Genomic DNA, 22,046 nt, shown 5'->3' on the forward strand with positions numbered 1-22,046 from the left:
TTTTGCTGCAATAAGCCATTGAGGAAAAAAGGATACAACGGACCTACCTGCTCATCTTATGGAACGCATTAGTAATTTTATTGAATTTTGTCCAAATACTTTACAAGTTTAGGAATCCGTGCATTTAAGATATAGTAAAATACGTTATTATTATACGTAAATAATACTACCTAAAAATGGACTCTATACGCATGTACCTTGATCTGATTTATGAATATGAGCCTACTTCAGTACCTTTCAAAGAGCATGTTGCCGATCTTTTAGAACCATACATTGCACTTGATAAGGAACTTGCCCCGGACGCAGGTAACATTATCGACCTGGAATTAACCGAAATTTACCAAGCCCGGGATTTCTGGTATACAAGGAACGCAAAGGAATACCGTGCTGCACTTCTGATTTTGAAGAAGGACTGGATTATTGATTTTATAGAAGTGACTTGCAATTATATGATTATTTATCTGGCGCATCTGACTGAAAGCGAGACTAAAATAAGATTGTGCCTTCTAAACAAATAGGTATTTTCTTTTCAAAATCGTATGAGGCCCTGGAGGGGCCTCGTATAGCACTTCATTGATTTTCGCTATAAACAGGTGGCCGCTCCGCGGCCGGGCATCCAGCTCCGGAGGAGCTTTCTGTTTGTAGAAAACAGGGGTGGTGCAATGATTTTTTGGCTCCGGAGGAGCCGCCTGGTTTCTTACATGTATGAGGAGATTTCATCAAATCTACATTTAGCACTTCATTGATTATCGCTATAAACAGGTGGCCGCTCCGCGGCCGGGCATTTAGCTCCGGAGGAGCTTTCTGTTTGTAGAAGGGGTGGAGAATGATTTTTTGGCAATTGATTTTCGCTATAAACAGGTGGCCGCTCTGCGGCCGGGCATCTAGCTCGGGAGGAGCTTTCTATTTGTAGAAAACAGGGGTGGGGCAATGATTTTTTGTCTTCGGAGGAGCCGCCTGGTTTCTTACATGTATGAGGAGGCCTCATCAAATCTACATTTAGCACTTCATTGATTTTCGCTATAAACAGGTGGCCGCTCCGCGGCCGGGCGACATAATGCGGAGAAATTGTAATTGATCAAAGAACTAACTTCAGCCAGCACCAAAAAGTGGATTGTAAGCACCAGCAGCAGGTTAAATGAACCTTTATAAATGTACAGACGCAGTTAGCCTGAATGTTTGCGTCAGCGGACTGCCTTGCTCAACCGGAAAAAGATAGGCAAAATCAGCACTGTATTTTTTCAGGATACGAAGACCTGCTCCGGCTGTAAAATATTTCAGGTTGCCTTTGTTTTTGTTTTCTCCGAAATACCCGCCGCGTAATGCCAGAACGTCTTTATACCAGTATTCACCGCCGGCTGCCAGTGCAACTTCCTGCATTTCTTCCCTGAATCCGCCGGGCGCATCTGTAAACGAACCCAATACACCGCTGAGCATAGGTTTGTTGTTTACGTTTAATGCATATTGCGGAGTGGGCACCATCAATTTAATGGCATCCAGAATGAAGTTAAACCTGTGATCGCCATTTTTTGTGAAAGAAAATCCGCCGCCCACTTTCAGCGTTGTAGGAAGAAAATCGTTTGTTTCAGTTCCCTTACCGTAATTGATTTTACCGCCTACATTGGAAAGTACCGCACCCAGTGACCATGTAACCTCTTCTCCCGTTGTTTCGCTGGTGAATTGTTTACGGTAATAAACGCTCAGGTCACCGGCCGTGGTTTGTGCGTTCCGGAGTTCGATTCCATTTAATAAAACGTTTTCTGTTAACCGGGAAGCAATGTATTTCAGTGTAAAGCCCATGGAGAAGTTGTTTCCGAGCCGCCGGCTGTAAGTGCCGCTGATGGCGGACTGATTTGCTTCATAAAATCTAAAATTGGCATAAGCCGGGAAATCAACTTCAGCATTGTTCATGTAATTGAAAGACAAAGCCACAGCTTGCCCATTTGGCAATTTCTTGTAGGCACTTCCGTAACCCTGCCACATTTCCGGGACAACCTTGCGGAGCCATGGCAAATACGATACCGATGCACAAAAATCCTTATCGGCAAAAGAAAGTTTGGAAGCATTCCAGAAAGTGGCATTGGCATCGGCACTCAGCGCAACGCCCGCTTCTCCCATGGCTGCACTTCTGGCATCCGGTGCACGTTGCAAAAATGATAGCTGACTTGACGGAATTCTCAGGGACTGGGCAGACAATTCAGCATTTGAAAACAGGAACAAGCAGAACAGGCCGGACGGAAGAAGCTTCATGGCAAAAGGGTTTAAACTGGTGAAACAGGTTCTGACAAATGAATACGGACTGAAATCTTGCAATGAAACGGTTTTTCTGAAAACGGAATATTTTTAAAGATTAGTATTATATCCAATGCAGAGAAGTAACTATTATTAATTAAATGATGATTTCTGAAACGGGGTTGATCTGTTATCCATTAAAAAGTAATTCTGGCAAGTATGGCCGGAAGTGAATGGTTCTGTTTGTACAATTGAACATTGTGCTGTTTATAGTTCAGGCATGAACGGGCAATGGCGATAAATACCTTACTTTATCGGTGGTACTAAATTTATACTTTCAGAATCTTTACTCTGAAAAACGTAAAACGAACATTTCATGAAGACCGAAAAAGAAAAGATGCTGGATGGCGAACTCTACGTTGCCCTTGATCCGCAATTAACCGAAGAAAGAACAAGGACGCGCCTGCTGCTTCTTGAGTTAAACAACAGCCGCGAAGACGAGCCTGAAAAAAGGATTGAAATACTGAAACAGCTGATTCCCAATGCAGGAGCAGACTTGTGGTTGCAGCCGCCGTTTTATTGTGATTACGGAAGTAATATGATTGTGGGTGAAAAAGTATTTTTCAATTTCAACTGCGTAGTGCTGGATGTTACTTATGTAAGGATCGGCAGCCGGACGCTTTTCGGGCCTAACGTTCAGATTTATACGGCAACGCATCCTATTGATCCTGTAACGAGGGCTTCGGGCGTGGAATCGGCCAAGCCGATCACAATCGGAGAAGATGTCTGGGTTGGGGGAAGTGCCGTAATCAATCCGGGCGTAACCATTGGTGACCGTTCAATTATCGGTGCGGGCAGCGTTGTAACCAAGGACATTCCGGCGGATGTATTTGCAGCCGGCAATCCTTGTCGCGTAATCAGGTCATTGGTGTAGCTTTTGTCCGCCTGGTTTGTAAATGAGGTATATCGTTTCCTGCAACCACAAGCTTTTTAATATTGGAGCTGCATATTGGAAAACCAGAAAATTATTTTACATTTGTATCGCATACGATATAATCGTAAACGATAAAAAAGCTATTAAAATGGAAGCATTGTATCAAACGACCGTTGCAGTAACCGGCGGGCGTAACGGAAAAGTCAGAAGTGAAGACGGCGTGCTCGAACTGGAAGTGCGTACACCAAAGGAACTGGGTGGAAAAGAAGGTTATACTAATCCTGAACAATTATTTGCGGCAGGTTATGCGGCTTGTTTCGACAGCGCATTGAACCTGATTATGAATCGGGAAAAAGTAAAACCTGCATCTCCATCCACGGTGAAAGCTACCGTTGCATTGAAGTCCAATGGTGCAGGCGGATTTGTACTGGGCGTTGTTCTGGCTGTGAACATACCCGGAATTGAAAAAGCCCAGGCACAGGAACTTGTTGAAAAAGCGCATGTGGTATGTCCGTATTCCAATGCAACACGCGGAAACATTGAAGTACAGCTGGAAGTCATTGAATAAATTGCATTTAACCAGGCTTAGTGCATAAAAAAAGGATTAAAAGCATGGAAACAGATGAATTTCTGAAACTGGAAAACCAGTTGTGTTTCCCGCTTTATGCAGCATCCAGGCTGGTAACCAAATGTTACCAGCCTGTTCTGGATGAAATGGGACTTACTTATCCGCAGTATCTGGTTTTGCTGGTATTATGGGAAAAAGATTCGGTAAACCTGCGCGTGCTTTCCGGGAAACTGCAGTTGCAATCCAACACGCTGACGCCCTTGCTGAAGCGGATGCAGGAAATGGATCTTGTCAATCGGGTGCGTTCCGAGCAGGACGAACGAAGTATTATCATTTCACTGACGGAAAAAGGGCAGAAGTTAAAGTCCGGAGCACCTGAAATGCAAAACCGTTTGGCCAACAGCATCGGCATTACGGAGGAAGAAGGAAAAGTTTTGCACGGTCTGCTTTATAAACTGATCGAGAACCTGAAAGCCTGAAACAGGTTTGGTTCTGGCTGAGACCGGATTGTTTGATTTCTGATTTTACCCATTTTTACGGTTTCATAAAATCGTCCGAAAATCGGGAGGCGGAAATAACTTCGGAAATGTTTCCTGCATTGCAGGAATGGCACAGGCAGGTAAATGCCAACATGCCTGAACCCATGCGGATTATTATAGAAAAGAGTGGCTTTACGGATAATGTTCTTAATTATTACTCAAATAAAAAGCGTGTAGAATCCAAACTCCGATTTCAGGAATTTACCTTTCCAATGTTTCAGGCGAGGTAGAATCAGGATTTTAAAGGTTTAAAAAGCAGAAATAATGAAGTGCCGGCAAATTTATGAGAGCGTTTCAGCATAATTGGAACACTTTTGGATGAATTTAAAATCATTATAAAATATCCAGTTCTGAATGAACGACGGATAAATCTGAAAGTTACCTGATGAAAATTGCTACTTACAATATTAACGGTATGAACGCCCGCCTGCCGGTACTGCTTCGGTGGCTTGCTGAAACAAAACCGGATGTAGTTTGTCTGCAGGAGCTCAAAGCACCGCAGGAAAAGTTTCCTGAAAAGGAGTTGTTCAATGCAGGCTACCATGCAATCTGGCATGGACAAAAAAGCTGGAACGGAGTTGCCATTTTGGCAAAGGGAAAAGAAATTCGACAGGTTCAAAATGAACTTCCGGGGGATGAAAATGACGACCAGAGCCGGTACATAGAAGCAGTTGTCGATGAGAAACGGATTGGCTGTCTTTATTTACCAAACGGCAATCCGGCACCCGGGCCGAAATTCGATTACAAGCTGCAATGGTTTGAAAGGCTGAAAGCACATGCTGCCTACTTGCTCGCCGAAGAAATGCCTGTCATTCTTGCGGGAGATTTCAATGTCATTCCTACGGAAATGGATGCGTATAAACCCGAACGCTGGCTGAAAGATGCCTTGTTTCTGCCTGAAACGCGTGCAGCTTTCAAGGAACTTGTGGATCAGGGATGGACGGATGCCTTGCGGAAACTGCATCCGGATGAAACCATTTACACTTTCTGGGATTATTTCCGGGATGCGTACAGGCGCAATGCCGGCTTGCGCATTGATCATTTTCTGCTGAGTCCGTTATTGGCAGAACGCCTTACGGCTGCGGGTGTAGACAGTCAGGTGCGGGGTTGGGAAAAGACCAGCGACCATGCGCCGGTTTGGATTGAACTGTCAGATGACTAAATCTGGAAACTGCTAAAATTGATAAATCTGCAATTTACGGTTAATCATGAACTGCATCAGGAATGTCAATTTCTTCCGGCTTACTTTTCAAACGGGGTCCGATAAGCAAAAGCATATAGATAATAATACCGATTGCGTAGCTGATAATAGTCCCGGCCATTTTATAATCATTTCTGGATTCGTAAGATTTGGTTCTGGGTTGAAGGATTACAAAATCATTGGTTACGCGTTTCCTTAATGCATACTGAATGGCTATCCGGAAATTTTCCCGGTCGTAAGATGCGGGTTTGTGTTCAAAATGATCGAGATTGGAAAAATCATAATGCTGCATTTTGACAATACATTCTTCCAGAAATGCCTTGAAACGTTTTTCCTTGTTAGCATTGCTGCCCCAGTTGCTTATCTGCTTGTTAAATTTAACGCCATACCAGTAAAGCGGTGTCATGGTAATTGGCTGGGTTTTATGAGTCAGAATGGGATTTGCAAAATATATATCTATTTCAAGCTTTTCATTATACCGTCCCATTGTCCGGAATGCGGAATGTACACCTCCAATATATTTGTATACAGAAAACTGTTTGATCCGATAATACCTTACACGCTCATGTTTGCGGATATCTTTGACAGTTTGAAGTTCAAGCAATTTTCCGGTATGGGTAGTCAGGAAATGTTGAGAAAAAGCAAGCATGGCTGTAATCGTTATCCAGCCTAAAACCTGCATTTGCCAGCTGCCTTTGTCGTTGTCTTTCTTGAAAGTGAATGCATTGAACCACGGTCTGAGCCATATCAATACAGGTATCCACGGAAAAATCAAAGGAATCCAGATATTCCAAAGATCTTCATCCAGTTCCAGAATCGGGTATTTGCCCAAAAAGAATAACCATCTTGTAAAGCTCAGTAAAATCACGGAACTCCATGCAGAAAGGGAAAATGCCGGTAGAACGTGTTTGAGTTTCGTTATATAGTTTTCACTGATCCGCATAAACGAAATGACAGGTGTAAAGTCAGATTTTACATTCAGTTAAGACAGAACGGTCTCAATAATACCCGTAAGTCACCTGCTACTTCGTGATTTTAGAATTAGACAATGGCTAAAATCAGTTGAAGTTTATTTTGATAATAAGTCATTTTTCCGACATGCACTTCATCAAACGACAACAGCAAAACAAAGCGGATTCTGCAAGTTGCTTCGGCGAGCATTCTTGAATAACAAATGTTAGAAAGGAGGCTCCTCTGGAGCCAAAAAATGCCATTGCCTACATTTGCGGCTACAAACAGAAAGCTCCTCCGGAGCATATGCTTGGCCGCAGAGCGGCCTCCTGCTTCTAGCAAAACAACACTGATTTTGCACGTGGCCCTGGCGGGGCCTCCTGAAATGTATGCTAAAAAGGAAGCTCCTCTGGAGCCAAAAATACCCTTTGCTACATTTGCGGCTACAAACAGAAAGCTCCTCCGGAGCAGATGCTTGGCCGCAGAGCGGCCTCCTGCTTCTAGCAAAACAATACCTATTATGCACGTGGCCCCGGCGGGGCCTCCTGAAACGTACGCTGAAAACGAGGCTCCTTCATCTAAATAACAAACACCATTTTTGTTTTCTACAAACAGCAAGTCAATACCACCAATCTGTACTTACTTCAGTTCACCCTTTTCTGCATCCTTTTTCATTTCTTCGTTCGCATAAATGGCGAGTTCAACGCGACGGTTTTTTTCACGGTTTGCTTCGCTGTCATTGGGGAATTTTGGCTGTGCTTCGCCATACCATTTGGTTTTAAGCCGCGATGAAGGCAGATTTTGCGATTCCAGATACGAGGAAACTGCTTCTGCACGACGCTCCGATAATTTCATGTTGTATTTATCAGAGCCGGTATCATCCGTATGTCCTTCCAGCAGAATCTGGGTATCTTCGTATTTACTCAGGATTCCTGCTACTTTTTGCAGTTCCTGTCTGGCATCTTCACTCAGATCGGAAGAATTCAGTTTGAAAAGCAGGCCTGAGTTGAAAGTCAGGTTAATGCCTTCGCCGACTCTTTCTACAGTAGCATCCGGAATGGCCTCTTTCAATTCCTGCGCCTGTTTATCCATATGCCTGCCGATAAGGTACCCGGCCGAACCTCCGACAGCAGCGCCGATCAAAGCACCGATCACACTGTTTTTTCCGGTCAGTTCACCAACTGCGGCACCGGCTGCGGCTCCGCCGGCTACACCGATACCTGTTCCTTTTTGTGTGTTGTTCAAACTTTTACAGCCAATCATGAAGGCCAGTACTACGATTATCAAGCTATTTTTTTTCACAATGCAGGTTATTTTATGTTTAATGGATTATTCACAAATCATGCTCGACAACAAGTCCAGCTGCAGATTTTTAAGTCCCAGTTCAAGCGCCTTTTTTATATCTTTACAAGTCGCTTCCTTTTCTTGCTTTGTCATTCTGCCGGAAAATTCCTTGATGTCGGTTGTTACATATTTCTGCTGCATCTGCTTCAGGTGCGCCTCCGTTCTGATCTGATATATTTCGAGATCATTTTTCCCCAATTCCAGAACCTTGTCATAAGCAGCAAATGCGTCGTCATAATTATTGATCTTGATCATCATATCCCCTTTCTGAATAAAAAATAAAGGGTTTTCAGGATCCAGTTCTATGGCCTTGGTAAGATTGGTGTCCGCATCGGCAAGCATATCAAGCTGGAAATTCAGTTGTGCAAGCTGTGCAAACATCTTTGCGCGGGCTTTCAAATTTTTGTTCTTTTTAGTAAGACCGGTGATTTTGATTAAATCCGACTTGGCATCTTCGGTACGCCCCAGATGATTGTAAGCATAACTTCTGGCATACAAAGCAGTTACATTGGTTTGCTTGCTTGCCTTGATGGCTCTGTTAGCAAAGTTTACCGCGTCTTCGTATTGTTTAAGGCCGTTGGAGGCAACCGCAACTCCGATATTGCCGTCAATTTTGGCATCTTTGGCCGAACAATCTTTAAGAACTTTTGTAAAAGTATCCAGCGCCTCCTGATATTGTCCCTGATCGTTTTGCTTGTTGCCGGCCTGAATTTGTTTGAAACACTTATTGGAGGTTGTCAGCAGTTGCTGCGCCGGGACAGAAAGCGGTAGCAGCATTGCAAAAAACATAAAAGCTTTTTTCGTCATAAAATATCCATCTGATAAAAAATACATTTTCCGGTACAAAACAGCTTGCATCCGCGCATGTTTGTATCGTTGGAACGAACACTTTAAAATAGGATGCCAGCTGTAAATTGAGGAAATATGCTGGCCCGGATCATTCCATTTTTACCAGTGGTAATAATAAACCAAAGTCATGGAAGGGGCAAAAAAGAAAAGGTTGCAGCACAATGGAAGCGGTTAAGTTCCATTGTACAGCAACCATTTGAGGCTCGTGCAGCATGTTAGATGCGGATTTCCAGCTGCTGAACGGGAAGGTTTTTGCAATTACTTTTTTATCAATCCGGTTATCCGGAGTTGAAATTAATTCTTAATTGGTAGCAAGTACATTGCCATTGCCAAGACCAAAAAAAGATTTGGATATAGGATCAGATAAAATTTTATTGATTGTCAAATCCGCCCCGTATTTGGTGAAATGATTTTCATCAAACATGTAAGGAGTATTTTCCTTGGACAAAGGCGGAAAGGAATCCATGTTGATAATCCGTACATAATAGGGTTTGAGGTTTTCACTCAAATAATTATCAAATGTATACGAGCTGCTTATCAGGTATTTTTCGCTCTCTTCGGATTCATATTCATATTCTTTTGCCGCAATACTCGGGTAAGGAATATTATAGGTTTCACTTTCTCCGATGACCATTACTTTGATATTGTATTTGTTACAATAATCGATTGTATTTTTAATATAGCCTAAAACCTGTTCAGGTGTATTGCTGTCATCTTTTGACCAGACTGCACTGATAATAACCCCGTCAATTTTATCCGCATTATTTTTAATGAAATCATGGTAAATAAAATTGATAATGTCTCTGTTGCGACCATTGTGGTTATTTTCAACAGTTGGTAAATCTCCGCTTTCTGCTGCTTTTAACAGATTTATTCCGTTTTTACTCAGACTTTCTTCCAGCGATCCGAACAAATGTGCCGCATGGCTGTCACCGATCAGCAATACATTCTTTTTGTTCTTTTCAATGCACAGACATTCTTCTTTATTATATTCCTTGGAAGATTTTCCGGAGCTTACAAAGCAGTTTCCAACAGACAAACGGTTTTTGGTATCATACGGATGATTTTTGGAATAATCTGCAATTTCAAGGGTTTTATCCTTGAACAAAGTATGGTTTGTATTAAAATAACTTAAAGCGGAAGTGGCTATAACAAAGACAGTTGCCACTGCCAGAATGGTCTGGCTGTTTCTGATTTCAACCGATTCGACATATTTGAATGACAAATAGGCCAGTGTTGTAGCCAGTGCCGTAAATACAAGTATCGACTGAACATTAACGCTTACTCCAAAGTACATGGCAATCACAAATATAGGCCAGTGCCACAGATATAACGAGTAAGAAATCTTGCCGATAAACTGAATTACAGTATGCCTGATTATGCCAAAGTCATTGTAGTTGGCAACGATCACCAGATAGGTAGCAAGAACCGGAATCATCGTGTACATACCCGGCCATAACATGGAAGTATTCAGCAGTAAAAAGCACGCGAATATAGCGGCATAACCAGCTATCGCAATTGCTTTTCTCCATTTGTAATCTTTTATAAAACCTTCTGAAAAGAAAGCAACGCCTCCAAACAACATTTCCCAGGACCTTGTTGGAAACAGATAAAAAGAAGCCGTTGGTTCTTTGATACTGGCAATTACAGAAACGACAAATAGCGCAATAGTGGTGCCGGTAAAAAATATAAAGTATACCGATTTATTCTTGAATATCTTGTTTAAGATCAGCAGAATGACCGGATAAATCAGATAAAATTGCCATTCCACGGATAAAGACCATGTGTGCAGCAGTATGTTCGTATCTGAGGCTGCATCAAAATAATTGGAACTTTTCCAGTAAAGGAAGTTGGATAAAAAGAGCAGACTCGCTGCGGCATTTTTCTGGTTTCGCTTGTATTCTTCCGGCAAGTAAAAAAAGAAGCAAACAATACTTAATATTAAGACGAGAAACAGCAGTGCCGGTGCTATTCTTTTTAATCTCTTTCCATAATAATCCAGAAATGAAAATTCATTTTTATTAATGGAATTGAAAATTATCCTGCTCATCAAATAACCCGAAATTACAAAGAACACGTCTACTCCGGCAAAACCTCCGGTAAGCAGTTCGACTTTGTAATGAAAAAAAAGTACTCCGAGTATGGCAATCGCTCTAAGTGCATTGATGTCGTACCTAAAACTAAGCTTAGAATTATTCATATTCTTAATTGGTAATTGGTAAAGTCTTTTGCTTGTTATGAGTTTGAAAATGATGGTTAAAATGCCGGGGTGTTTTCAATGCTGGTTTTAAAGTTCAGTATCGTAACGGGCCGGTAAAAAAATGTCCTTGTTGTTAAACCTGTTTTTGACCGTTATTTAAAAAGTACCTTTTCAGTTACGTCCGACTTTCACAGTGAATGGTCCTGCACTCCGTTGTTGTTATTCTCTGCCGCAAAAATTTTGTAACATGCCTGCGGAGAGTATTCTGATCTTGACCTTATTTGATAAGCAACAAAATGCATTCATTGAAAACAGACGGATCACAAATGCAGAAAGCTGTATTTTAGCTGCTTACTTTCTCTATAATTCATTTTACACATGCTTTATTTGCTTCGTCTAAATGAATATTTTTGATTTGGATTGCTTTGTTGCAAAATGATCCTTGCAAAACGGAATGATAGGATAGTATCGTATTTGTTTCATAATACCGTTAACTAATTACCATATACTAACAAAGTTCCGGAAATGCACGTCTTGAAAAATGCATATTTCAATAAAACGGACAAATCTGGATATAAAGCAGAAAAATCGGCGCATAAGAAGGAAAATAATACACAATTCAAACAATTCAGGCCAAAGTCAGGCTTTGCTGAAACGAATAGATTGCAGCGTTTGATGGATAACGATCATCAGAAACACTGCTATTTAACTTGTTATAGCTGTTTCATGATTGGTAAAAAGTAATTTGAAACAGAATAATCGTGTTTGCAGTAAATTCCGGATGCAAGGCGATGCATAAACCTGACAAAATCACTCATTTTGCCTTGATTATAAAATTAATCCAATAACAGCTATTTTACTGACACTTTAATTTGTAGTATGATTTTGCAATTAGTTAAATAACCTACTACAATATACGTACATGTTTTTGCGAAGATTATAGATATAGTTTAATTGTTCGAAAGTGGGCTTATTGATCAGCACCTTTCTATTCATAAATTACAAATCCATATGCAGGTATGGTGAGCCGGATGGCTTTCCCATTTCTGACCTCAACATTCAGTTCTGCCGGACAAGTTGCCGAAGCGTACCGATTGCGCATTCGGGAATCAACTGCATGTAAAGCAACATCGATTGTCACGTAAGCAACGGCTTCTTTCTCAGGATTGAGGTTTACCGCAAACAATATTTCTTTTTCATTATGGATAACCGACCAGGCTACAACCGCATCGGCAGCATTGTTTCGCAGTCCAGGAAATTGAAAGTCAATGCCATTATCCGAAGTGGACCGAAGAAATTGCTGTCCGGAATTCCAACCGGCATTTTGCCTGAAAAGCATATTCAGCTTTTCAACCTCCGGAATCTTGCGGCTGAATGTCAAAATCCAGTTCCGCATGGCCATGCTGACCGTTTCCGGAATCCGGGGAAAATCCGGAGAAGACTCAGCTGCAAATGGGAGTTGTATCATGATGTGCATGCAACTTTGTATTTTGATAAACCGTTACAATGCAGCTTCCAATGTACCTTTTACTAAATGCGGAGCAATTTGACTGCAGGTAGCCTTCATGGGTAATTTTCATGCCAGACAGCATGAATTAAAACAAAAACAAAGATTACAGGTTAGTTTGGGGAAATAATCGGGATGCAATCGGGGTTCGTTAAGGTTAAAAGCTGTAAAAGGGAACCTTCGTTTTTATTATTCCTGTTGAAGTACCTGTATCTTAAGCTTTATTTTCCTTGTATATGCCGGCATTGGACAAATCAACTACTGCGGAGTCAGAAAAACTATCGGGGATTGTCAAGCGCATAACCTTCCATAGTGTGGAAACCGGCTATTCGGTTCTCAAGGTAAACAGCATGCACAGGCCCAATGAAGAGCTGACGGTCGTGGTGCATCAGTCCAAGGTATTTGCCGGCGCTACTATAGACTTTTACGGTGAATGGATTACGCATCCGAGTTATGGCCTTCAGTTCAAAGCGAGCAAAGTCGTTGAAAAAAAACCTGCAACGACCAATGCACTGGAAAAATATCTTGGTTCCGGCCTGATCAAAGGTGTTGGCCCGGTTACTGCCAGAAGAATCGTAAAGCATTTCGGGGATCAAACGTTGGATGTTTTTGAAAACAGCATTGAAAAACTCACCGAAGTAGAAGGCATTGCGAGGCTCAAACTGGAAATGATCAGCAGGGCCTGGACCGAGCATCAGGAAATCAGGAATGTCATGCTGTTCCTGCAATCCCATCATATTTCGACGTTGTTTGCGGTCAAAATTTACAAATCTTACGGCAATGATGCCATTGAAGTGGTTCAGAACAATCCTTACCGCCTTTCAACGGATATATATGGCATCGGTTTTTTTTCAGCGGACAAAGTTGCACTGAGTCTCGGCCTGGAAGCCGATTCTCCGCAGCGTATCCAGGCCGGTATCGAGCATGCGCTGCAGAATGCCCGGGATGACGGCCATTGCTACCTTACCCAGCAGCAGATTATCGACTCGGTATCCGAGTTGCTTTCCTTAACGGATACAGGTGCCATTGAAACGATCCTGCGAACGCAGGAACAACAAGAAGAACTCAAAATCAGGATGCTGCCGGATGAACATGGCGTCAGGCAAAAATGTTATTATGCCCATTCCCTGTACTACGACGAACTGTACATTGCCAACAAGGTGAAACAGCTGGCCGGTTTTCCCGTTAAGCTGGACCAGCGTAGTCTGCGTCAGGATCTGGACACCATCTGTCAGCTGCATCAGGTTACTTTAAGCGAGGAACAAAGGCAAAGTGTTCTTGAGATTGCAGCCAAAAGAATCTCGATCCTTACCGGAGGACCCGGCTGTGGTAAAACGACAACTACAAAGGCATTGGTCGCGATTCTGCAGTTCATGAAAAAGAAAGTAATGCTGGCCGCGCCGACAGGCCGGGCAGCCCAGCGCATGAGTGAAGTAATCGGGCTGGAAGCCAAAACCATCCACCGGCTGCTGGAATTTGATCCGGCCAACGGCGGTTTCAAAAACAACGAGGACAATCCGCTACAGACCGATATCCTTATTCTGGATGAATGTTCCATGCTGGACGTGCACCTTACGGCGGCTTTGCTAAGGGCAGTTCCGGCACACGGACAAGTGGTATTTATCGGCGACGCGGATCAGTTGCCGGCAGTCGGTGCAGGCAATGTATTGAAAGACATGATTGCTTCCGGCGTTGTTCCCTGCATGAAGCTGACCAAAATTTTCCGGCAGGCGCAGGAATCTGCGATCATTTCCTATGCGCATCAGATCAATAAAGGGGAGGTGCCGAGAATAGAATCGCCATTTCACAAACCACACGTTTGGCAGGAAAAGAAAGACTGCTTGTTTATTGATTCTGAAGAAGCCACTGCCGATCAGCTCAAATTCATTTCCAGAGTAAAGCGGCTTACTGCCGGAACTGCGGGAAAAACTGCGGCCTCTGGAAACCTTACGGAAGATCCGGCTGCTGATCCGTATAGCCAGGACAATAGTTTGTCCATTCCGGCCAAATTCAGCCACGTGGATCTGGATGCACTGGTGCAGGCGCGCGGGCATAGTGAAGAATTAAAAGAAGTACTGCAGAGAATTCACCCCTGGTCTTCCCTTCATTATGGTTTTTCAGCCGTGAGCATGATCGAGAAGCTTTATGAAACGATAATCCCTAAATATTACGGAAAAGAGGCAGAAATACAGATTCTTTCGCCCATGACCAAGGGCAGTCTCGGAACAGCCAGTCTGAATAAAGTAATTCAGGAAAAGATCAATCCCGGTACTGAAGGTAAAGCGCAGCTTACGATAGGAGGAAGGATTTTCCGGGAAGGAGACCGGGTGATTCAGAAACGCAACAATTATGACCTGAATGTGTTTAACGGCGACATCGGCGTCATCACCGATGTTGACAATGAAGAAATGGAGTTGATGGTCCATTTCAAGGCAGGGCAGCAGGCAAAGGATGTGAGTTACTCCAAAGAATTCCTGCTGGAACTGGATCTTGCCTATGCAATAACCATCCACAAATCACAGGGCAGCGAATTTCAGACCGTCATCATCCCGCTGGTGACGCAGCATTTCGGCATGTTGTTCCGCAATCTGGTTTATACCGGCATCACCAGAGCAAAGAAGCTGGTCGTATTTGTTGGAACCCGAAAAGCCCTGGCCATGGCGGTCAACAAGCAAAATACGGCCATACGGCAAACGGCCCTTGCATATCTCCTTCAGAATAATGCATAGCAACCCATTTGAAGGAGTCCTTTTCAGGACTATGCAAGGTTGCGGCCCGGCGTCATTCAGTTTTTGTAATCCTGAATTATGTCACTTGCTTTTCAGGAAGCGGCATTGTTATTGCAGGGCCAATTCTGGATAACAAAGCTTAACCCACATTCCGAATACATGGCAGTTCATAAAATTAAAAAATATCAAAGTCTTAAAATCCTTTGCTCTGTATGGTTCTGGGCATTTGTTTTCCTGCTTACCGGTCCATTTACATACGGACAATTCGCTGCAAGTTCTGCCGATACATCCAGAGGAGCAGCATCCAAAGCGGTTGTATATCCACCCGATTCTCTGGGCAGACGTACCCCGCGCGGAACAGTAGACGGTTTTCTGAGAGCAGCCGCGCAGGGAAATTTTCAAAGAGCAGCTTTATATCTCCGGCGCGATCCGGCTATCAAAAAGAAACAGAACCGGGTGAAACAGGCCCGGGCACTGAAAGCATTACTGGAAGTAAACGGAAATATTTATCCGTATTCCTGGATCAGCGACAATTATGAAGGAAAGAAAGATGACGATCTGGGACCTAACCTGGACCGGATCGGTGCGGTCAAGGTCAACAATGAATCCGTTGATCTCATTCTGGAAAGTATCAAGGATGCTGCCGGCAACCCGTTATGGGTTTTCTCAACGCAGACCATTGAGCGTGTTCCGCTGGATTCCACCCAAATAGAAACGAGTACGCTGCTGAGTAAACTTTCACCAAAGTTGCTGGAAGACAATGAATGGGGCGGCGTGCCCGTAGCGCACTGGCTGGCCATGCTGCTGCTGATTGTCCTTGCATTTATGATTGCGTCACTGCTGACCAAACTCGTTTTACGATTGATTCCACTGGTATATTACAAGGCCGGACAAGATCCGCTTTTCGGAATTATCAGGGCGTTTTCGCTTCCGCTGCGTTTGTACCTGGCCGTATGGCTGTTTGTTTTTTGCAGCCGGAAGGCAGGAATATCCATCGTAGTGCGGCAATGGTTCGGTAATCTTACACTGATCGTCGGGATTGTGGCCGTTCTTCTGCTTGCGTGGGAACTGATCAATGTCATCAGCAGCATCAGTGAGAAAACACTGGCCAGCCGCAAAAATCAGGCGGCCATTTCTGCATTATTATTCCTGCGAAGAGCATTAAAGGTGGCTATTGTTGTATTTGGTATCATTTTCATATTGGATACATTCGGATTTGATGTCACCACCGGATTGGCAGCGCTGGGGATAGGAGGGATTGCGCTTGCACTCGGAACGCAGAAAACGGTCGAGAACTTTATCGGAAGTGTAACCCTGATCGCTGATCAGCCTGTGCGGGTAGGAGACTTCTGCAAAATAGGAGAAATCACCGGCACGATCGAGCAGATCGGGATGCGGGCTACGCGCGTCAGAACAAACGAACGCACCATTGTAAGCATTCCGAACGGTGAACTGGCTTCATTGAAAATCGAAAACTATGCGCACAGGGAAAAGTTCTGGTTTCATCCCTTGTTCCGGCTCAGGATGGAAACTACACCGGACCAGATACGCTATCTGCTGGTCGAGCTGCGCACCATTTTGTATGCCCATTCCAAAGTCAGTCCGTCGCCTGCACGCGTACGCTTTGTCGGAGTTGGTGATGACGCGCTGAAACTCGAAGTCTTTGCATATGTAGATGTTTCCGATTTTGACCAGTTTCTTGCCGTTCAGGAAGATCTGCTTCTGCGGATGATGGAAGTTATTGCCCGAAGCGGAACCGGTTTTGCACTTCCTTCGCAGACGATCTATTATTCCAGAGATCAGGGTTTTTCAAGTGAACTGGCCACAGAAGCCGCAGATCAGGTTCGTCAGTGGAAGGATGCCGATGCACTTTCCATTCCTTCATTTGAACCCGAAAAAATCGAGAGCCTGAAAGACACCATTCCTTATCCGCCAGAAGGATCAAGCATGCGCAAAAATGCTACGCAAGAATCTGTTCAATAGAGAGGCTCCGTTTGAGCTTTATCAGGGAGTTCCCGGACACGGCGGAGGCCGATGGATGAAGGTAAGAAAGTATAATGTCGCAAAGTTTTAAAATTCTTCTGATTCATCCTGTCCGCAAAGGCAGGATGATTTTTTTGAAACCACCCAATTTCTGCCTTTTTACCCGAAATCCTGAATATAAAAATACTTGGAAGGGGACGATTCATGATAGTTCGAGCGATCCGTGATCAAGGTTGATTAACTAGTTTTATACAGGATTTAACTCGTAATAATTGCCGCATTCTCCGGATTACCATATTGCATTATTGCTATATTTGACGAATATTTTACCCTCCTCAACATGTTTAAATTCTTTACGCTGCTTCTGGCATGCTCATTGGGCATGCACACTCTTTTTGCACAAACACCCTCCATTTCCATGATCAATGACCGTATGGAATGGAAAGCGTGTGTGGACGCACCTTTTTCGCTTCCTGTAATGATCAAAGGCCAGTTCAGTGCCGAGAACAAATTTTCCATTCAGGTCAGGAATTATTATACAGACAAGGAAATTGCTGTTATACCGGCTGTACTTTCAGATGGTTACCTGAAATTTACCTTTACGGATGCAAGCCGCTACCTCAATCCGTCCATCAAGTTCCGGATTGTTACTACTGCTCCCAAAACGCAAAGCGGATGGACGTCTTACACTTTTGAAGTATTCAGTAAAGGAAATGTAATCCTGAGTTCACCTTCCGATGCAGATACGCTGAATGAATTTGATCCTATGCCCGTACGGCTCGGCGGCTTTTCAACAAGTTCAGGGCGGGTTACGCTGAACGATAGTACACGCATTGATTTTTCCGGTTCGTGGACAGAAATCAATACAACTTCGAATATTGCAGTTACACGACAGGAAGCGTACACGATTGCACATGCGGAAAACAGTTGCGGGGCCATGCAGGTTTCCGGACAGGTAAAAGTGGTTGTTAACAAAACCTCATTGCGGACGATTGCGGTCATGCCCACAGCGGTTTGCGTGGGATCAGAGGTAAAATTAAGCTTTTCCACAGCAGGTCCCGAACTTACTGCACAAACGCGTTTCAAGGTGCGCTTTGCAAAGCTGAATTACAATGATGAAAAAGGCTTTTACGTAGATGTGCCGGCAGAACGTCACGGAAACTATGTTGTTGCAAAGTTCCCTGATTCTTTCGGCTTGTCGAACAGTTCGGAATTTACAGCCAGCGTCGTAACCGAAAATCCTTCACTTGCAGACAATACTTCCCGATTGCGCTTTTTTGTATGGCCGCAGCCTCAGGCCATTTTCACCACGCAGAGCTTTACTTCCACGGTTGGCGAGGCTATTTCGCTTGGCCTGAATGTGCAGGGAATTGCGCCCATTACGGTTGAACTGAGCGACGGATCAAAACAAACTTTTTCTCAGCCGGGATCAACCAGTTTTACACTTAAACCTGCCCAGACAACGACTTATACGGTAAAGTCTGTGAACACTGGCTGTCAGAATCCTGCTTATACCGGAAACCAGTCGGTGGAAGTCATAATGAATACGGGAATCATCATTGCCGGTACTGAAAAAGCGAACGTGATCTGTGCCGGCAGCAAAGGTTCGGTACAGTTTCAGTCCAATGCCGCATTTACGGATGCAACAAAGTTCTGGATAGAAGCCGTTAACGACTATACGCCCGAAAAGCTGCGTTTGCCTGCAACACGCCTGGGCGATAAACTCGAGTTTGTTATTCCGCAGCGCGCCGGAGGATATTCACATATGGGTTATACCATTGTTACAGAAAATCCAGGCCTTGTTTCCCGCCGTGCCGATAATATCCAGATCCAGAGTATGCCTGACATTTCATTTTCCGATAATAATGTAACCACATTTGACAAGCCGACCAACGTGACATTGTATAATCAGCTTCGCGGTGGAGGACCTTATGTTGTTGAACAGGCAGACGGACTTAAAATCAACGTCAACTATGAATATGATTACAGTATCAATTTTTATCTTAAGCAGAATCTTGACTTTAAGTTGAAATCGGTCAGCAACAGTTGTTTCAAAAATGAAAACCTGGCTTCCCTGCCGCTCCGGATTATACCAACTACTGAAACAGGCCTGTTTGTAGAACCTGTTAAAAATACCGTCTGCAGCGGTGACAGCATTGAAGTTACATTTGGAAAAACAGGCAATTTCAACAGCGGGAATAAATACCTTGTACAGGCTCACGCGAACTGCTGCGATTATGAGACAATCGGCATTGTTACAGAACCCGGAACTTACAGGTTCCGCATCAGCTCCGACCAGTATACTCCCGAAGCCAAGATACGCATTACATCCACGAACCCTGTTGTTTTCAGCCAGCCGCAAACGTTTAGCGTGCAAACCAAGCCGCATGATTTTTCGATCTATCCGGAGGGTACCAAAGATGATCCCGTGGTATTTCATTCCTATCAGCTTCCGGGTTCCATCCGGTTCAGTTCACAAGGCGGCGCAACTGCGTCCATAGCTTACCTGGAAAACGGCGTAGCAAAAACAGTAGCCAACAAGGAATATTATTCTGCCTCCATACCGCTGGAAATGGTTGTCGGAAAGGTGAATGCGTACGAGATCAAGTCGGTTACCAACGCATGCGGTACTTTTCCCGTAAACCTTAAAACCCATATTCTACCTCAGCCCTATGAAATGTCCATACAGAATGCAGGGTATTACAACCGGCTTTGTGCAGGTGCTCCATTATCCGTTGTGCTTGACGTGCATGATGTAAATGCAACGTTTTCATTGCAAATGGCCAAAACGGATACCAAAGATTATGTTACATTATTAAGCGGTGAAAAAAGCAGGACCATAACGACAACCATTCCGGCCAAAACAGCGGCAGGAAGTTATTTTGTACGCGTGGTGTCCTCGGACGGAGTTGCAACAGACCCGATGCAGATAACCATCAGTGCAGTACCAACGGCAACGATCAGCAGTGAAAATGAGTCCGGATCGGTTATTGTCGAAGCCGGAGAACAGATATATTTGAAAACCAAACTTACAGGCGGAGCCAATTACACACTGGTGTATGAAGACAATTCGATCCAGAACGTCTACGGTGACGAGAGTACTCGTTGGATCATGCCGGTCAGAAGCGGACAGTATTCGATAAAATCGGTTTCAAATTCCTGCGGTTACGGAACTGCAACCGGCAGCGTGAAAGTAAAAGTTACACCTTTGCTCAGGTTTAATGTCAACTCAAACCTTTTATGCGAAGGTGCAACCGTACCGGTAACTTACAATCTTGGCGGAGATGTGGATTTATCAGATGATTATATCCGGTTCGAGCTTTTTGATATCAAGAAAAATACAGGTATCCTGCTGGATTCCACACGGTCTCTGACAGGTACAAGGACATTGCAGCTGCCTGCTTCGCTGCCTGAATCCGGTTACCAGCTCCGTTGCGTTGTCCGCAAGTATAACCTTTCTGAAACGATGTATATGGGTGTTACCAAAAAAGCGGAGGTAATCATCAGTGGAAATACGGTGATCAATGCAGGAGAAAAAGCGAAAATACAGCTGCTTACGGTAAATGGCAGTTACTCTTTTATCAATTACATACTGTCTGACGGAACCAAAGGCAATGCAGGCGGCTATCCGGGTGCAGTTGACTTTATAACGGTTATGCCGACGGTTACCACCAATTATACCATTAAATCGCTTAGCAATGTATGCGGAGCCGGCATTGCAACCGGGACTGCAAGAGTGGAAGTAAATCCGGTCAGCCAGCGCAGTGTTACGGTGAACGAAATATATGACCAGATGCAGAATGCAACCTGTACAGGCGACACCATTCTGGTTGGTTACAAGACAAGCGGCACCTTTACGGCAGGAAACAAAATGACCGTGCAGATTTCCGACACGACGGGCAGAAATTTCCGGAACATCCCGACAACGGGCACTTCCAGCCCGCTGAGCGCCATTCTTCCTTCCGGTCTTCCGGATGGGACGCAGTACCGTATACGTGTAGTTGCTTCAGACCCTAATACCAGCGCGGGCGCATTCGAGGATTTGATTAACATCATGCATAAAGCCCGTGCCCGGTTTGCCTCTGAAAATGTTGTTTTTGATGAAAACAGCAATCCAAAAATAACCGTTTTGCTCGAAGGAAGCGCGCCATGGAGATTTCGTGTTGGTACCGATCTGAGTGTTCAGGAATTTTTTTCGTCTGAGCCAAAACAGGAAATTGAACTGCTTCAGGCATCGCCGGATGTGTACTACCGCCTTTTCAGCGTTCAGAATGCCTGCGGGGCCGGTACCGTAGACAGGCCGTCGATTGTTCATTCCAAAATGATCATTGGGCCGGATGTGCCTCCGCTGCCGGTTACGCTTGCAAGTTTTTCAGCCCGGAAGCAGGAAAATACGGCGCTGCTTGCATGGACAACTGCATGGGAAACCCAAAGTGATCATTTTGAAGTGCAGCATGGCACCGACGGCAAATCCTGGAACACACTTGCCAAAATCAGTGCGAGCGGAGAAAGTAGCGATTCCGTATCTTATCAGTATTTACATGAAAGTCCGGTTTTAGGATCTGAAAACCTTTACAGGCTGAAAATGGTGGATACAGACGGAAGCTATACGTTCAGCAAGATCAGGAATCTGACCTTTGGTGTGGATGCATCGCTTGTCCTGTTCCCGAACCCCGTTTCAGAAACGCTGACCATTCAGTATCACGACTGGAAAAAGGTAAGGAACGTACAGCTCCTGAACAGCAGCGCAATTCCGGTATATAATTCCGGCAGCAATCCGGCTCCGCATGTGGATGTCCGAAAGCTGCAAACCGGCTTGTATTTCCTGAAAATGACCAAAACGGATCAAACGATTTTGATTCAGAAAATGATTATTGCGAGATAAAAGCTGACTTGCTTGCAACTGGCAGTCATGTATTGCCATGATTTCATACCCGCATCAAATTCCAGAATTGAATTTTGATGCGGGTAATTTTTTAAATAAGAACATGCTGTTTTGGTCAAATCCT

15 protein-coding genes are annotated in these 22,046 nt (G+C 44.1%); 8 read left to right on the plus strand and 7 right to left on the minus strand.

Annotated elements, in window-relative coordinates:
- The first annotated feature begins 176 nt into the window (after positions 1-176).
- On the plus strand, positions 177-518 hold the full coding sequence (locus tag FEM55_RS16895) for a hypothetical protein (protein ID WP_138282507.1): 342 nt from the start codon (positions 177-179) through the stop codon (positions 516-518).
- Between the two features lie 628 nt (positions 519-1,146).
- Here FEM55_RS16895 and porV read toward each other — a convergent pair.
- The gene (porV, locus tag FEM55_RS16900) at positions 1,147-2,250 is read right to left on the minus strand and encodes a type IX secretion system outer membrane channel protein PorV (RefSeq protein WP_138282508.1); all 1,104 of its coding nucleotides are present in this window, start codon (positions 2,248-2,250) and stop codon (positions 1,147-1,149) included.
- A gap of 358 nt (positions 2,251-2,608) precedes the next feature.
- On the opposite strand from porV, the gene FEM55_RS16905 reads away from it, so the two are divergent.
- The 4 genes from FEM55_RS16905 (at position 2,609) to xth (ending at position 5,435) form a co-directional block, all read left to right on the plus strand.
- A complete protein-coding gene (locus FEM55_RS16905; RefSeq protein ID WP_138282509.1) occupies positions 2,609-3,166 on the plus strand; it encodes a maltose acetyltransferase domain-containing protein in 558 nt (185 codons plus the stop codon).
- A 148-nt stretch (positions 3,167-3,314) separates the two neighbouring features.
- On the plus strand, positions 3,315-3,734 hold the full coding sequence (locus tag FEM55_RS16910) for an organic hydroperoxide resistance protein (RefSeq protein ID WP_138282510.1): 420 nt from the start codon (positions 3,315-3,317) through the stop codon (positions 3,732-3,734).
- A 44-nt stretch (positions 3,735-3,778) separates the two neighbouring features.
- A complete protein-coding gene (locus tag FEM55_RS16915; protein ID WP_138282511.1) occupies positions 3,779-4,213 on the plus strand; it encodes a MarR family winged helix-turn-helix transcriptional regulator in 435 nt (144 codons plus the stop codon).
- Positions 4,214-4,658: 445 nt separating this feature from the next.
- Positions 4,659-5,435, plus strand: a complete 777-nt coding sequence (gene xth / locus FEM55_RS16920) for an exodeoxyribonuclease III (protein WP_138282512.1) — start codon at positions 4,659-4,661, stop codon at positions 5,433-5,435.
- Between the two features lie 40 nt (positions 5,436-5,475).
- Here xth and FEM55_RS16925 read toward each other — a convergent pair whose 3' ends face one another.
- The 6 genes from FEM55_RS16925 to FEM55_RS16950 form a co-directional block, all read right to left on the minus strand.
- Complete coding sequence (locus FEM55_RS16925) at positions 5,476-6,417, minus strand: hypothetical protein (RefSeq protein ID WP_138282513.1); 942 nt, start codon at positions 6,415-6,417, stop codon at positions 5,476-5,478.
- Between the two features lie 98 nt (positions 6,418-6,515).
- On the minus strand, positions 6,516-7,043 hold the full coding sequence (locus FEM55_RS16930; protein WP_138282514.1) for a hypothetical protein: 528 nt from the start codon (positions 7,041-7,043) through the stop codon (positions 6,516-6,518).
- A gap of 21 nt (positions 7,044-7,064) precedes the next feature.
- The gene (locus FEM55_RS16935; protein ID WP_229209311.1) at positions 7,065-7,730 is read right to left on the minus strand and encodes a YiaD family glycine zipper/OmpA-like lipoprotein; all 666 of its coding nucleotides are present in this window, start codon (positions 7,728-7,730) and stop codon (positions 7,065-7,067) included.
- Positions 7,731-7,754: 24 nt separating this feature from the next.
- On the minus strand, positions 7,755-8,558 hold the full coding sequence (locus tag FEM55_RS16940) for a tetratricopeptide repeat protein (protein WP_171036589.1): 804 nt from the start codon (positions 8,556-8,558) through the stop codon (positions 7,755-7,757).
- A 361-nt stretch (positions 8,559-8,919) separates the two neighbouring features.
- Positions 8,920-10,818: an acyltransferase family protein gene (locus tag FEM55_RS16945; RefSeq protein ID WP_138282517.1), complete on the minus strand. Its 1,899-nt coding sequence runs from the start codon at positions 10,816-10,818 to the stop codon at positions 8,920-8,922.
- A 988-nt stretch (positions 10,819-11,806) separates the two neighbouring features.
- Entirely contained in the window at positions 11,807-12,286 is a 480-nt protein-coding gene (locus tag FEM55_RS16950) for a hypothetical protein (RefSeq protein WP_138282518.1), read from the minus strand.
- Between the two features lie 275 nt (positions 12,287-12,561).
- Here FEM55_RS16950 and recD2 point away from each other — a divergent pair, with 275 nt between their 5' ends.
- The 3 genes from recD2 to FEM55_RS16965 all read left to right on the plus strand — a co-directional run bounded on the left by recD2 (position 12,562) and on the right by FEM55_RS16965 (position 21,922).
- On the plus strand, positions 12,562-15,054 hold the full coding sequence (gene recD2 / locus FEM55_RS16955) for an SF1B family DNA helicase RecD2 (protein WP_138282519.1): 2,493 nt from the start codon (positions 12,562-12,564) through the stop codon (positions 15,052-15,054).
- Between the two features lie 159 nt (positions 15,055-15,213).
- A complete protein-coding gene (locus FEM55_RS16960) occupies positions 15,214-17,037 on the plus strand; it encodes a mechanosensitive ion channel family protein (RefSeq protein WP_138282520.1) in 1,824 nt (607 codons plus the stop codon).
- 340 nt (positions 17,038-17,377) lie between these two features.
- Positions 17,378-21,922, plus strand: a complete 4,545-nt coding sequence (locus FEM55_RS16965) for a T9SS type A sorting domain-containing protein (RefSeq protein ID WP_138282521.1) — start codon at positions 17,378-17,380, stop codon at positions 21,920-21,922.
- The last annotated feature ends 124 nt before the right edge of the window (positions 21,923-22,046 follow it).

It is taken from the genome of Dyadobacter sediminis, assembly GCF_005860765.1.
Lineage (GTDB): Bacteria > Bacteroidota > Bacteroidia > Cytophagales > Spirosomataceae > Dyadobacter > Dyadobacter sediminis.

Excerpts from the sequence above, each read along its gene's own strand:
- FEM55_RS16950 (WP_138282518.1), bottom strand. The coding sequence starts at position 12,286 with ATGATACAACTCCCATTTGCAGCTGAGTCTTCTCCGGATTTTCCCCGG.
- xth (WP_138282512.1), top strand. The coding sequence starts at position 4,659 with ATGAAAATTGCTACTTACAATATTAACGGTATGAACGCCCGCCTGCCG.
- FEM55_RS16925 (WP_138282513.1), bottom strand. The coding sequence starts at position 6,417 with ATGCGGATCAGTGAAAACTATATAACGAAACTCAAACACGTTCTACCG.
- FEM55_RS16945 (WP_138282517.1), bottom strand. The coding sequence starts at position 10,818 with ATGAATAATTCTAAGCTTAGTTTTAGGTACGACATCAATGCACTTAGA.
- FEM55_RS16915 (WP_138282511.1), top strand. The coding sequence starts at position 3,779 with ATGGAAACAGATGAATTTCTGAAACTGGAAAACCAGTTGTGTTTCCCG.
- FEM55_RS16905 (WP_138282509.1), top strand. The coding sequence starts at position 2,609 with ATGAAGACCGAAAAAGAAAAGATGCTGGATGGCGAACTCTACGTTGCC.
- FEM55_RS16895 (WP_138282507.1), top strand. The coding sequence starts at position 177 with ATGGACTCTATACGCATGTACCTTGATCTGATTTATGAATATGAGCCT.
- recD2 (WP_138282519.1), top strand. The coding sequence starts at position 12,562 with ATGCCGGCATTGGACAAATCAACTACTGCGGAGTCAGAAAAACTATCG.
- FEM55_RS16940 (WP_171036589.1), bottom strand. The coding sequence starts at position 8,558 with ATGTTTTTTGCAATGCTGCTACCGCTTTCTGTCCCGGCGCAGCAACTG.
- FEM55_RS16910 (WP_138282510.1), top strand. The coding sequence starts at position 3,315 with ATGGAAGCATTGTATCAAACGACCGTTGCAGTAACCGGCGGGCGTAAC.
- FEM55_RS16965 (WP_138282521.1), top strand. The coding sequence starts at position 17,378 with ATGTTTAAATTCTTTACGCTGCTTCTGGCATGCTCATTGGGCATGCAC.
- porV (WP_138282508.1), bottom strand. The coding sequence starts at position 2,250 with ATGAAGCTTCTTCCGTCCGGCCTGTTCTGCTTGTTCCTGTTTTCAAAT.
- FEM55_RS16960 (WP_138282520.1), top strand. The coding sequence starts at position 15,214 with ATGGCAGTTCATAAAATTAAAAAATATCAAAGTCTTAAAATCCTTTGC.